8 protein-coding genes are annotated in these 13,414 nt (G+C 59.9%); 6 read left to right on the forward strand and 2 right to left on the reverse strand.

Annotated features, from left to right (window positions below; all coding sequences use genetic code 11):
• Nucleotides 1-202: 202 nt before the first annotated feature.
• Both DWV58_RS01590 and DWV58_RS01595 read right to left on the reverse strand, forming a co-directional pair.
• Nucleotides 203-907, reverse strand: coding sequence for a response regulator (locus DWV58_RS01590; RefSeq protein ID WP_117583373.1), 705 nt, complete (start codon nt 905-907; stop codon nt 203-205).
• Complete coding sequence (locus tag DWV58_RS01595) at nt 900-3,635, reverse strand: sensor histidine kinase KdpD (RefSeq protein ID WP_117583372.1); 2,736 nt, start codon at nt 3,633-3,635, stop codon at nt 900-902. The genes DWV58_RS01590 and DWV58_RS01595 overlap by 8 nt, the downstream gene beginning before the upstream one ends.
• 334 nt (nt 3,636-3,969) lie before the next feature.
• Between DWV58_RS01595 and kdpA the strand changes: the two genes are divergently transcribed.
• The 6 genes from kdpA to DWV58_RS01625 all read left to right on the forward strand — a co-directional run bounded on the left by kdpA (nt 3,970) and on the right by DWV58_RS01625 (nt 13,388).
• Nucleotides 3,970-5,793, forward strand: a complete 1,824-nt coding sequence (gene kdpA, locus DWV58_RS01600; protein ID WP_117775951.1) for a potassium-transporting ATPase subunit KdpA — start codon at nt 3,970-3,972, stop codon at nt 5,791-5,793.
• A 16-nt stretch (nt 5,794-5,809) separates the two neighbouring features.
• Nucleotides 5,810-7,870, forward strand: a complete 2,061-nt coding sequence (gene kdpB / locus DWV58_RS01605; RefSeq protein WP_117583370.1) for a potassium-transporting ATPase subunit KdpB — start codon at nt 5,810-5,812, stop codon at nt 7,868-7,870.
• A 12-nt stretch (nt 7,871-7,882) separates the two neighbouring features.
• Nucleotides 7,883-8,473, forward strand: coding sequence for a potassium-transporting ATPase subunit KdpC (kdpC, locus tag DWV58_RS01610; protein ID WP_117583369.1), 591 nt, complete (start codon nt 7,883-7,885; stop codon nt 8,471-8,473).
• A 248-nt stretch (nt 8,474-8,721) separates the two neighbouring features.
• Nucleotides 8,722-10,671, forward strand: coding sequence for an NAD(P)/FAD-dependent oxidoreductase (locus DWV58_RS01615; RefSeq protein WP_117583368.1), 1,950 nt, complete (start codon nt 8,722-8,724; stop codon nt 10,669-10,671).
• Between the two features lie 663 nt (nt 10,672-11,334).
• Nucleotides 11,335-12,588: an ATP-binding protein gene (locus DWV58_RS01620; protein WP_117775952.1), complete on the forward strand. Its 1,254-nt coding sequence runs from the start codon at nt 11,335-11,337 to the stop codon at nt 12,586-12,588.
• A gap of 107 nt (nt 12,589-12,695) precedes the next feature.
• Complete coding sequence (locus DWV58_RS01625) at nt 12,696-13,388, forward strand: GntR family transcriptional regulator (protein WP_117775953.1); 693 nt, start codon at nt 12,696-12,698, stop codon at nt 13,386-13,388.
• Nucleotides 13,389-13,414: the final 26 nt, after the last annotated feature.

Below are 13,414 nucleotides of genomic sequence, written 5' to 3' on the forward strand. Positions count from 1 at the left end.
TGGGTATCGCTAACTATGTGGTCAACGGCCCGCTCACCGTGGTCCATGCCGTAGCGAGCGCCAATCTCGCCGTCGAAGGCATGACCAACTACCTGGGCCTCTAACTCCATCCCGCCCATCAGTTGCGGTGAAATACAGACTGTTTTGGCCGTCAAAGGCCTTATCTACTCCGTATTCCACCGCAACTTTTTTGTGGGGTGGGCTAGAGACGCTGCATGCGGTACCCGACACCCATGTGCGTCTGAATCATCTTGGGGTGAGAGGGGTCTGCCTCGATCTTCTTGCGCAGGGTGCGCATGAACACGCGCAGGCTCGCCAGATCGCTGTCCCAGCTCGTGCCCCATATCTCGCGGGTGATGAAGGTGTGGGTGAGCACCTTGTCGACGTTTTTCGCCAGAAGGACGAGCAATTTGTACTCGGTTGGGGTGAGCGAGAGCTCGCGTCCGTCTTTCGTCGCGTATCCCGCGGCGTAGTCGATATGCAGCGGACCGTTGTCGAACGTGCTCGCTTCTGTCGATTCGCTTGACGCCATCGAGGAGCGCCTCAAATTCGCACGGACGCGCGCGAGCAACTCATCCACAGAAAAGGGCTTGGTGAGGTAGTCGTCTGCCCCTGCGTCAAGTGCTGCAATCTTGTCGGAATCTTCGGTGCGCGCCGAAATGACGATAATGGGGACTGCCGACCAGCTTCGGATCTTCGTGATGACCTCGATACCGTCAATGTCGGGAAGGCCGAGGTCGAGCATGATGAGGCTGGGGCCGTGCGACACCGCATCCATGATGGCGGCCTGGCCGTTGCAAACCTTGCTCACGACATAGCCGTGGAGGTCAAGCGCGGTCGAAACGAGGTTTTGAACGGTCAGGTCATCTTCGACCAGGAGGATGCGTGGCTTAGCGGCATTATTCATGAATCTCGATCTCCTCGGCGGGCAGGGTAAAACGGAAGACGGCCCCATGGGGGTGGTTGTCGCGAGCTTCGATGACGCCGCCATGCGCCTCCACGATGGAGCGGCAGAGCGACAGCCCAAGGCCGATGCTTCGACGCGAATCCACGGGCCGCGTATTGCGTGAGGTGAAGAAGCGCTCAAAGATATGAGGCTTGTCGCAGTCTGCCACACCCGGCCCATCGTCTGCGACGTCCACCACGACGAACGCACCCTCGCGACGTGCGCTGATGGTGACAGTCGAGTCCTCGGGCGTGTATTTGAAGGCGTTCATGATGAGATTCGTAAGCACCTGCATGATGAGATGGACGTCGATGCGTACCAGCAGGATGTCGTCAGTGTGCTCGATGGTGACGGTACGTCCATGCGATGCTTGGGCGACATGGCTGAGGGCGGCCTCGATGACCTCGTCGATGAGCTCGGATGTGAAGTTGAGGCAAATGGTGCCATCCTCGACGCGTGTGATGGCGAGGAGGTTCTCCACGGTATCGATAAGCCAGAGGGAGTCGTCGTAGATGGCATCGGCAAGATCGCAGCGTTGTTCGAGGCTGAGCTTCTCGTCGCTCTTCCGAAGGATTGCCGCAGATCCGGATATAGCCGTGAGTGGTGTCCTCAAATCGTGGCCGATGGAGCGCAAAAGGTTGGCGCGCAGCTGCTCGTTTTTCGCCAAGACCGCAGCCTCTTCGCGCTCTTGCGCCGCCCGGTCGCTTTCGAGCGCCAAGGCGCATTCGCCTACGATAGATAGGACGATCGAATGCTCGAAGGCTTCGATCTCGCGCCCCTCCAGGTCGATGCCGATGACACCGAATACCTTGTCGCCGGTGCGAACCGCGAGGTAGAGGCAGCGCGCCTCGGGCAGGGTCCGCGTGCTTGCGCCCGCGCGTTTGTTGTTGGTGTAGGTCCAGGTTGCAACAGCGCGCTCGTAGTCGGTGAGCAGCGACGCGGATCGGTTTTCGGTGCCAGCGGACTCATAGAGCGTCTTGCCGAGCGTGCCGTGTTCGGCGGTGTAGAAGACCACGTCGAGTTTTAGCAGTTTGATGAGTTGGTTCATGGCGACGCGGGCACACTCCTCCGCGCTATGGGCTTGCTGCAAGAGCTGGTTCGTTTCGAGGAGTACGCGCGTTTTGAATGCGTTCTCGGCGGAGGTACGGGCGTTGTCGGCGATGCGCGCAGTTAACTCGCCGGCGACCATAGCGGTAGCGAACATGATGCCGAACGTGACCAGATAGCTTCGGTCGTAGCTGGCGAGCGAAAACAGAGGCGTTACGAAGCAGAAGTTGTAAAGCACTACAGAGAGCACGCTCGATACGATCGTGCAGATACGCCCCGTCGTGGTGACGGCGGTCAGCAGGGCCGTGAGGATATAGAGGGATATGATGCTGGAATCGGCAAATCCCAGATGGCGGAAAGCCGTGCCGATCGCTGTGGCGACAAGAGAGAGGGCCAGCGTGCGAAGCACGTTTCGGCTGCTGGGCGGCTGCAGGGCGAGCGCATGGCGGCGTCCTTTGGGTCGGGAGGGCGGAGTCGACTGGTCTGGAATGATGTAAATGTCGAGGTTCGGGGCGAATGTTATGAGCTGTTCTACGAGAGATTTGCGGCCAAAGAGGGCCTGACGGACGCTGCTGTGCTCGCCCGTGCGCCCCATGACGATCTTCGAAATACCCGACAGGCGTGCGAACTCGGAGATCTGAAACGCGACGTCGTCGCCATAGACGGTTTCCATATGTGCTCCGAGCTGCTCGGCTAGGGCGATATTGTCTGCAAGCTTGGCGCGCTCATCATCGCTCATGGCTTGCGTGCGCGGGCTCTCTACGAACAGGGCGACGAGCTCGCTGCGAAACGCTTTCGCCATGCGTGCGGCGGCACGGACGATGCGGGGATTGGTCGGCGCCGGGGAGACACAGACTAAGATACGCTCCCTGGTGTAGTAGTCACGGTTTCCCAGCACGCGTGCGGCGTCTGTGAGGTGGCCGGTGCGATCGGCGCAGCGGCGCAGCGCGATTTCTCGGAGTGCGGTGAGGTTCTCGACGGTAAAAAAATGCTGTTGCGCTCGCTCGGCTTGTGCGGGACGGTAGACGAGGCCGGCGCGAAGGCGCTCAAGTAGGTCTTCGGGCTCTATGTCAACGAGCTCGACCTGGTCGGCATCATCGAAGATGCGGTCGGGGATTCGTTCGCTCACGACAACGCCGGTGATGGATGCAACCATGTCGTTTAGGCTCTCGATATGCTGAACGTTCACAGTCGTATAGACGTCGATGCCTGCATGTAGAAGTTCCTCGACGTCTTGATAACGTTTGTCGTGGCGAGACCCCGGCGCATTCGTATGGGCGAGCTCGTCGACAAGGATGAGCTGAGGGGCGCGTTCGATAGCCGCATCTAGATCGAACTCGCTGAGCGCAATGCCGTTGTGCTCAGCGAGTTTACAGGGCACGTTCTCAAGCCCTTGTGCAAGATGGGCAGTTGCCGGACGTTCGTGCGGCTCGATGTATCCCGCGACGACGTCGACACCTCGCCGCTTGGCGGCGTGGGCGGCTTGAAGCATCGCATAGGTTTTGCCTGCACCAGCAGCGTAGCCAAAGAAAATCTTGAGGTGTCCCCGGCTGGTTCGAGCGTCATCGGCGGCCTCGTCTTTCTCAATTGCCTTGAGGATGAGGTCTGGATTGACGCGAGTGTCCGATGCGTCGCGCTGCATAGCGTAGCCTTTCTGAAACGTTGCCCATGCGTGCATACGCGGTGAGGACGCCACTGTATGCTCGCGAGGTCGAGTATAGGCGCACTGCAGCCGCAATAGTGCTTTCTACCTGCATCTTTACGGCATCTTAAGGTCGTGAGCCCCGGCCCTCACGCCTCTTTAATCTCTAGAAGCGTTTACTGTCCCCAGGCGCTTGCGAGAGCAGGCGTCCGAGACATCGGACCGCGCGTGAAAGGGGCGGTAAATGAACATCCTCATTCCCATCATCGGAGTCGTCTGCATTGGACTCCTTATCTATTACATCTACATTCTGATGAGGAGTGATTCGTAAACTATGGACGCTGCGATTCAGTACATCTTGTACTTTGCCGTGCTCGTCGTCCTGGCCGTTCCGCTCGGTCGGTTCATGGCCCATATCATGGATGGTGAGCATACGTTCCTGTCGCCTGTGATTGCTCCTGTGGAGCGTGGCGTCTATCGTCTGCTTCGCATCGACGCGGCAGAGCAGATGGGGTGTAGGCGCTACCTGGCGAGCGTGCTGGTCTTTTCGGGGATCGGCCTCGTGGTCCTTGTGGCACTTCAAGCGCTTCAGTCCTTCTTGCCAGGCAATCCCCAGCACCTGCCGGGTGTGCCATGGGACCTGTCGTTCAATACGGCTGCTTCCTTCATAACCAACACCAACTGGCAGTCCTACTCCGACGAGACCACCCTGTCCTACCTTGTGCAGTTCATGGGTCTCACCGTGCAGAACTTCGTTTCCGCTGGCACCGGTATCGCGGTCATGTTCGCGCTGATTCGTGGCTTCCGTCAGGTCAAGGAGCAGAGCTTGGGTTCCTTCTGGGTCGACCTCACCCGCACCGTCCTGTATGTGCTCATCCCGCTGAACCTCGTGTTCGGCATCTGCCTGGCTGCCGGTGGCGTCATCTCCAACTTCCAGCCGGCTCAGAAGGCTGAGCTCGTAGAGCCCGTCGCCGTCCAGCCTAATGCAGACGGCGGCTGGAGCGTCCTCGACGGCGCCCAGATCGAGGGCGACACGGTCAAGGTCGACGGCAAGGTTGTCGAGGGCGCGCGCGTGGTCACCGAGCAGTTCCTGCCCCAGGGTCCTGCGGCTCCTCAGGTCGCCATCAAGCAGTCCGGAACCAACGGCGGCGGCTTCTTCGGCGTGAACTCCGCCCATCCGTATGAGAACCCCAGTGCCTTCACCAACATCATCGAGATGACCAGCCTGCTGCTGATCCCGGCTGCCTGCTGCTTCACCTTCGGTATCGGCGTCAAGAACACCAAGCAGGGCAAGGCCATCTTTGCCGCCATGTTCATCCTGCTGGTGATCTTCACCGGCATCATCGCCGTCAACGAGCATGCGGGCACCCCGCAGCTGGCCGATGGCGGAGCGGTCAATATCGAGATGACCGACGGCCAAGCCGGCGGCAACATGGAGGGCAAGGAGAGCCGCTTCGGTATCGTCACCTCCTCCACGTGGTCGGCTTACACCACCGCCGCTTCCAACGGCTCGGTTAACTCCATGCACGACTCCTACACCCCGCTGGGCGGTTTTGTCCAGATGCTCCAGATGGCTCTGGGCGAGGTTGTCTTCGGCGGCGTGGGCTGCGGCCTGTACGGCATGATCGGCTTCGCCATCCTCACAGTGTTCATCGCCGGCCTTATGGTCGGCCGCACGCCCGAGTTCCTGGGCAAGAAGATCGAGCCGGGCGAGATGCGCTGGGCAGTTGTCCTGTGCCTGGCAACTCCGTTTGCCATTCTGGTGTGCTCGGCCATCGCCTGCATGGTGCCCGGTCTTGCCGACCAGCTCAACAATGGTGGCGCGCACGGCTTCTCCGAGGTGCTGTATGCCTTCACCTCATGCGGCGGCAACAACGGCTCGGCGTTTGCAGGTATGAACTGCAACATTCCCTGGATCAACGTCATGCTCGGCCTCGAGATGCTGTTCGCCCGCTTCATGCCCATCATCGGTACGCTGGCTATCGCCGGCTCGCTGGCCAAGAAGGGTAAGGTCGCCGAGAGCGCCGGTACCCTGTCTACCACCAACGGCATGTTCGTATTCCTGCTCGTGTTCATCGTTCTGCTGATCGGTGCCCTGAGCTTCTTCCCGGCCCTGGCGCTTGGCCCCGTTGCCGAGTTCTTCCAGATGATTGCGTAAAGGAGGGCGCAGATTTATGACTATGCAAAAAGACATGATGGGCCGCGCGGTCCGCGACTCGTTTGCCAAGCTGGACCCTCGCGTCCAGATTCAAAACCCGGTCATGTTCCTGGTGTGGCTTTCAGCCGTCATGACCTCCGTCCTGGTCGTCGCTTCCATCTTCGGTGTGCGGGACGCGGGTGTGCCCACCTACTATGTGGTCGCCATCGCGGTCATCCTGTGGCTCACCGACCTGTTCTCGAACTTCGCCGAGGCGCTTGCCGAGGGCCGCGGTAAGGCTCAGGCTGATTCTCTGCGTGCGGCCAAGAAGGATGTCGAGGCCCATCGCATCGAGTCCGTTGAGGACAAGGAGCACTTCACCGTCGTTCCCGGCACCGAGCTCACGCGCGGCGACCTGGTGATCGTACGCGCCGGCGAGCAGATTCCCGGCGACGGCGACGTCATCGAGGGCGCTGCCTCCGTTGACGAGTCCGCCATCACCGGCGAGTCCGCCCCCGTGGTCCGCGAGGCCGGCGGCGACCGCTCTGCCGTTACCGGCGGTACCACGGTGCTGTCCGACTGGATCATCGTCAAGATCTCCAGTGAGCCCGGCCAGAGCTTCCTGGACAAGATGATCGCGATGGTCGAGGGTGCCGCGCGCAAGAAGACCCCTAACGAGATCGCTCTGGAGATCTTCCTGGTGGCCCTTTCCATCGTCTTTATTCTGGTCACGCTGGCCCTGTATTGTTACTCCTGCTTCTCGGTCGGTCTTAACGACATGGTCAACCCCACGGCCGTGACCACGCTCGTGGCGCTGCTCGTGTGCCTGGCTCCCACTACCATCGGCGCCCTTCTGTCCGCCATCGGCATCGCCGGCATGAGCCGTCTGAACGAGGCCAACGTGCTGGCCATGTCCGGCCGCGCCATCGAGGCCGCCGGCGACGTCGACATCCTCATGCTCGACAAGACCGGCACCATCACCCTGGGTAACCGCCAAGCCGCCGAGTTCATCCCGGTCGACGGCGTCGATCCCGCGGAGCTGGCCGATGCCGCCCAGCTTTCCTCGCTGGCCGACGAGACCCCCGAGGGCCGTTCCATCGTCGTGCTCGCCAAGGAGCAGTTCGGTCTGCGCGGCCGCACGCTCGAGGATAAGGGCATGGAGTTCATCCCGTTCACCGCGGCAACGCGTATGTCCGGCGTGAACTACGAGGGCAATGAGATCCGCAAGGGCGCTGCCGATTCCGTGCGCACCTATCTGGAGGCAGCCGGCGGCGTGTTCTCCCAGGAGTGCGAAGAGGCCGTCGAACGCATCGCCAAGGCCGGCGGCACCCCGCTGGTCGTGACCAAGAACTGCCGCGTGCTGGGCGTTGTGTACCTCAAGGACATCATCAAGTCCGGCGTTAAGGAGAAGTTCGCCGACCTGCGCAAGATGGGCATCAAGACCATCATGGTGACGGGCGACAATCCGCTCACCGCCGCGGCAATCGCCGCCGAGGCCGGCGTTGACGACTTCCTGGCCGAGGCCACCCCTGAAGGCAAACTCGAGAAGATCCGCGAGTTCCAGCGTGAGGGTCACCTGGTCGCCATGACCGGCGACGGCACCAACGACGCGCCCGCTCTGGCCCAGGCCGACGTCGCCGTGGCCATGAACACGGGCACCCAGGCTGCCAAGGAGGCCGGCAACATGGTCGACCTCGACTCCAGCCCCACCAAGCTCATCGAGGTCGTGCGTATTGGCAAGCAGCTGCTCATGACCCGCGGCTCGCTCACGACCTTCTCGGTGGCCAACGACGTGGCGAAGTACTTCGCTATCATCCCGGCCCTGTTCTCGCCGATCTATTCGGGACTGGGCGCCCTCAACATCCTGAGCCTCACCAACCCGTTGACGGCCGTGCTGTCCGCCATCATCTACAACGCGCTGGTCATCGTCGCGCTAATTCCGGCGGCTCTCAAGGGCGTCAAGTACCGCGAGGTTCCATCCGGCCAGCTGTTGACCCATAACCTGCTGGTGTGGGGTCTGGGCGGCATCGTGGCGCCGTTCGTATTCATCAAGATTATCGACATGCTGCTGGCCTTGTTCGGCATTGGCATGATGTAGACGGAGGTTTGTATGTTCAAAGGTATCGCATCGCGCGCACTTGGCGTGTTCGCGCTGTTTACCATCGTCTGCGGCCTGGGATACACGCTCGTGGTGACCGGCGTCGTGCAGCTTGCGTTTCCGTACCAGGCGAACGGATCGCTTATTACGGTCGACGGCAAGGTTGTGGGTTCCGAGCTCATCGGCCAGAACTTCGATGACGAAGCCCACATGTGGGGTCGTATCCAGAACGTGTCAATTGTCGAAGGCGAAGACGGCGAGCTCATGGCGTATGGTGCCCCGTCCAACCTGTCCCCGGCGAGTGAGAAGTATCGGCAGCTTGTGGATGCGCGCGTGAAGAAGATTCGCGCCGCCAACTCCGATGCCGATATGGACGCTGTGCCCGTCGACCTGGTGACGTGTTCGGGGTCCGGCCTCGACCCGGAGATCTCTCCGGATGCCGCCGAGTACCAGGTCCCGCGCCTTGCCAAGGCCACGGGCAAGAGCGAAGACGAGGTGCGCGAGATCATCGCCCAGTGCACCAAGGGCCGTTTCCTCGGCGTGTTCGGCGAGCCCACGGTTAACGTGCTCAAGGTGAACCTTATGCTGGACGGCGCGCTGTAAGTGAGGGAGTGGCGGATGAGGGCATGACTGACTATCTGAGCCCTCAATTCCACCCCGCCCATCGGTTGCGGTGAAATACGGACTGTTTTGGCTGTCAAAAGTCTCATCTACTCCGTATTCCACCGCAACTTTTTTGTGAGGGTCGGGATTGAAGGTGGGGAGTGCGAGCGAGTGCGAATGCGGCGGATACTGATACGATAAGTACGTTAGTAACTGCCGCCGAGCGGCTCAAACGAAAGGAAGCCTGCATGGAGTCTTCTGCCTATCCAATGCTCTTTAGCCCGATCAAGGTCGGTACGACCGAGGTCAAGAACCGCGTCTTTATGCCGCCAGTGTCAACCAACCTGGCCGATCATGGCTATGTGACCGACGACTTGGTCGATCATTACCGCGCCCGCGCCAAGGGCGGCGTGGGCCTCATCATCACCGAGGTCGTGACGGTCGAGCCCACCTATACCTATCTGCCGGGTGACATGTGCTGCTACGACGACACGTTTATCCCCGGCTGGGAAAAGCTCGCCGCGGCCGTCCACGAGTACGGCTGCAAGATCATGCCGCAGCTCTTCCACCCCGCCTACATGGCCTTTAACATTCCAGGCACGCCGCGCCTGATCGCCCCGTCCTTTGTGGGCCCGTCCTATGCCCGCGAGGCACCGCGTCCCATCACGGTTGACGAGATCCACGAGCTCACGCATCAGTTCGGCGACGCTGCCGTGCGTATGCAGAAGGCCGGCGTCGATGGCGTCGAGGTCCATGCGGCGCACGCCCACGGTATGCTCGGCGGCTTTTTGACTCCGCTCTACAACAAGCGTACCGACGAGTACGGCGGCTCGCTCGACGCCCGCATGCGCTTCCTGCTCGAGGTCATCGCCGAGATTCGCGAGCGCTGCGGCAAGGACTTCATTATCGACGTCCGTATCTCGGGCGACGAGTACACCGATGGCGGCCTGACCCTCAACGACATGATCTACGTCTCGCGTCGCCTGGAGAAGGCCGGCGTCGACATGATTCATGTGTCGGGCGGCACCACCATCAAGCGTGGCTCCGCAATTCCCGCCGCCGGTACGCAGCAGGCCTCGCATGCCGCCTGCTCGCGCGAGATTAAGAAGCACGTCAACATTCCCGTTGCCACGGTCGGCCGCATCAACGAGGCCTGGATCGCCGAGGAGCTGATCGAGGACGGCGCCGCCGACATCTGCATGATGGGCCGCGCCAATCTGTGCGATGCCGAGTTCTGCAATAAGGCGGCTGCCGGCAACGCCGACGAGATCCGTCCCTGCATCGGCTGCCTGCGCTGCCTGAACGGCATCATGTTTGGCAAGCGCATCTCCTGCACCGTCAACCCGGACGTCGAGCGCGACGAGGCCGGCTACGAGCCTGCCGCCGAGGCCAAGAACGTGCTCGTCGTGGGCGCCGGTCCCGCTGGCATGGAGGCGGCCTACATTGCCGCCAAGCGCGGCCATAACGTGGTGCTCGTGGATAAGCAGGACGAACCGGGCGGCGAGATGCGCATCGCGGCCGTTCCGCCGGCAAAGCAGGAGCTCACTCGTGTGATCAAGTACCAGTACCGTCGCCTGGCCGAGGCCGGCGTCACGTGCGTATTTGGCACTGAGCTTACTGCCGAGGACATTCAGCGTGACTACGCCGGCTACGAGGTCGTCCTAGCTTATGGCGCCGAGCCCATCGCTCCGGCCTTCATGCAGGGCTTTAAGCAGGTTATGACGGCTGACGACCTGTTGGGCGGCAAGGCTTTTCCGGGCAAGAAGATCGTCATCGTGGGCGGCGGCACCGTCGGCTGCGAGACGGCCGATTACCTGGCCCCGTTGGTCAACGACCTGTCGCCGGCCAATCGCGATGTCACCGTCATCGAGATGACCAAGACGCTCGCCGCCAACGAGGGCGGTGCCGGCCGCGCGGTGCTCATCACGCGCATGCTCTCCAAGGGTGTCCACGTGCTGACTGAGGCCAAGGTGACCGAGATTACCGAGGATGCTATCAGCTACGAGAAGGACGGCGAGGTCCACACCATCACCGGTGCCGATACGCTGGTGCTTGCCATGGGCTATCGTCCCAATACCAAGCTGGCAGACGACCTGGCTGCAGCCGGTGTTGCCACCCACGTGCTGGGCGATGCCAACAAGTGCGGTAACATTCGCGACGCCATCGGCGATGGCTACAAGGTTGCCTGTGAGCTCTAGTTAACCCTTTGTTGCGTGGGGGCCAGGTTACTTTGCGCTAAGTTGATGCATGTAAACCTGACCCCATTGCACCATTTGATAAAACGCAAGCGCTCGCTGCCTGCGTTTTATCAAAGAAAGATTATTGTCGAGCCTTAAATGCCTTTTGTTTGTGTGCCTTCCGCAATCATATTGCGGTTGTAGACCAGGTGCAGATACATCGCATCGTGAGCGGCGGTGGGGTTGCGCGTCTCAATGGCGTCGGCCACACCGTGGTGCGTGCGGATGGTCTCCTCGACGAACTTTTTTGCCCGTTACGTCGATAAAGAGGGGAACGGATGCCTTGAGCACACCCATCAGACGGGTAACGGCGAGGTTGCCGCCATCCCAGGGCGGCTTCATGGGGTAGCGCCCGTACGCATCGAATTTTTCCTCTCATAGATGTGCGGCACAAAGAGCCCCGAGTTCATACGAGCTCGGGGCTCTTTTCGTTTGGATTTCAGACGTATTGACAGACGAAAACAGTCTGCGTCCGGTATTGAGCCATACGAAAGCGAAATTATGCGTCTTAATTCCGTACGCAAATCAAGACGAAAACAGTTTGCGTCTTATATAAATCAGTACGCAAACGGTTTTCGTCTTATAATACGGTTATGAATGGTACGAAACGAGGGGGTTGTGCATATGGTTGTTAGAGAGAGCCCTACAGTCGAATACAAGGAAAGCGTTACGCCGACGTTTCTTAAAACGGTGAGCGCCTATGCAAACTATGGGACGGGCAAGATTGAGTTTGGCGTTGATGACGAGGGCGTGGTTGTCGGCCTTGCAGATCCGGTCGCAGAGTGTCTCCGCATCGAGAACATGATTAATGACAGCTTGGACCCCGCTCCCCGTTACACGCTCGAGCCCGATGAGAAACACGGGACCGTAATCCTTACGGTTTATGAGGGACAGGACAAACCCTATCGAAGCAAGGGAAAGGCCTACAGGCGAAACGATTCGGCAACGGTGGAGGTCGACCGGTTTGAGTATGGCAGGCTGACGCTCGAAGGCAGCAACGTAACGTTCGACGCGCTCACGTCGGCTCGCCAGGACTTGAGCTTTCATACGCTCGAGCATAAGTGTGTTGAACACCTCGGCATTTCCGAGCTAACGTCGGATATCTTGCGTACGCTCCGCTTGCTCGGCAAGGATGGCTATACCAATGCCGCGGCGATTTTAGCGGATAAGAATGATTTTCCAGGCATCGACTGCGTCCGTTTTGGCGATACCGAGGATGTGATCTTGGATCGCGAGGCGGCGACAAATGTATCCGCAATTGAGCAGGCGGACAGGGCGGTGGCTATGTTTGCACGCTACTACCGTTATGAGCGTATCGAAGGGATGGAGCGCGTCCAAACCGATCGAATTCCTCTTGAGGCATTCCGCGAAGCTGTTGCAAACGCTTTAGTGCATCGGACGTGGGACGTTCGAGCGAACGTTCAAATTGCCCTGTACGATGATCGCGTCGTTGTGACCTCCCCCGGATCGCTGCCCGCCGGTTTGACGACGGAACAATACCTGTATGGGCAGATATCCGTGCTCAGAAACCCCATCGTTGCAGAGGCCTTCTTAAAGCTGGATTACATCGAGAAATTTGGTACGGGAATTGCGCGCATTAGACGTGCCTATCGCGATTCGATCAATCAACCAATTTTTGATGTTCGCGGCGGCATGGTGGCCGTCACATTGCCCGTTACCGATGCCTTTGAAGGGTCCGAGGAAGAGGTCCAGGTTCTCAAGGCCTTGTCGGGCGGGCGAATTATGTCGCGAAGCGAGATTGAAAAACAGACGGGGCTGAGCCGCATGCGGACGTTGGCGGCACTCGAATCTCTGCTTGAACGGAATGCAATCGTAAGGCAGGGAACCGGGCGGGCCACGAAATACAAGCGCTCATAGTCCAAAAGAGCCCCGTCCCAAAAAGACTGATTGGGAGCTGGGGCGTGTCGATGCGATAGTATTACGTGGTGATATTCGACAAACCGTGAGCTTCATCCGAGGGCTTTATGGAACAGCATCAGCATTATCAGAGCCTGCAAGATCAGGCATACAACGCATTGCGCTCCAAGATCATCTATGCCGAGCTCAAGCCCGGCACGCGCCTTTCGGCGATTGGTCTGGAAAAGGAGACGGGAATCGGGCGCACGCCCATTCGCGAGTCCTTTGTGCGTCTGCGTGAACAGGAGCTGGTGGAAACGCGTCCCAAAAGCGGCACCTATGTCTCAAAAATCAGCATGGAGCGCGCCGAGAACGCCTGTTTCTTGCGCGAGAAACTCGAGAGAAGCGTGCTCATTAAATGCTGCTCTGCCGTCACGCCCGAGCAAAAGCAGCGGCTCGAGCGGATTCTTGCCGAGTCCGAGTCGCTCGACCATAGCGAAACGCGTCGCTTTTTCGATCTGGACAACCTGTTCCATGAGACGTGTTTTGAGATTGCCGGCCGCCACATGTTGTGGGATTGGATGAAGAGCGTCAACACACATTTTGAGCGATACAACTGGTTGCGTATGGTGTCGCAGGATCTGGATTGGGAGCCGATTCGTCGGCAGCATCGCCGAATTCTCGAGGCCATTAAGAAGGGCGATACCGACGCGGCGAGCTACCTGGCAGAGACGCACCTGCATCTGATGCCCGAGGAACAGGGCCCGGTTATCGCCTTGCATCCCGACTACTTTGAGCTGTCGAAAGACTCGTCAATCTAGCCCATCGCCGCATCTGCTCGAGACAC

Origin of the sequence: Collinsella sp. AF11-11 (genome assembly GCF_003465485.1) — a bacterium.
GTDB lineage: Bacteria > Actinomycetota > Coriobacteriia > Coriobacteriales > Coriobacteriaceae > Collinsella.